Origin of the sequence: Pseudomonas sp. IT-347P (assembly GCF_949768005.1) — a bacterium.
Lineage (GTDB): Bacteria > Pseudomonadota > Gammaproteobacteria > Pseudomonadales > Pseudomonadaceae > Aquipseudomonas.
The window spans coordinates 1-289 of the sequence record NZ_CATKPQ010000038.1 but is presented as its reverse complement, the minus strand read 5'-3'; the positions used below and the strand labels follow the sequence as shown (position 1 = coordinate 289).

1 pseudogene is annotated in these 289 nt (G+C 64.0%); it reads right to left on the bottom strand.

Going from position 1 to position 289, the window contains the following annotated elements:
- Window positions 1-289 (bottom strand): annotated as a pseudogene (locus tag ACM6IV_RS16230) (toxin); the annotation flags it as partial.

Here is a 289-nt window from a genome sequence, read left to right as displayed (position 1 = left end):
CGCGACCAGCGTGACGTCCTGCAACTCGTCGCGCACGGTCCAGCGCAGCGGCTGGCCCGCTTGCACGGCCAGCAGGTTGCCGTGGCGGTCGAACAGGTTGTCGAACTCCGGTGGTGGATCTCCCGGTTTGCAGCGCACGCCGCGGTTACTGACGGAATCGATGCACATCTGTACGGTGTGATCGGCGCCGGCGCGCACATGCACCAGTTTCTTCAGATTGCCGCCGCAGTCGTAGGTGTAGGTCTGGGTGTAATTAAGGCGGTTGTTCGGGTCGGTCGGTTTGGGCAGG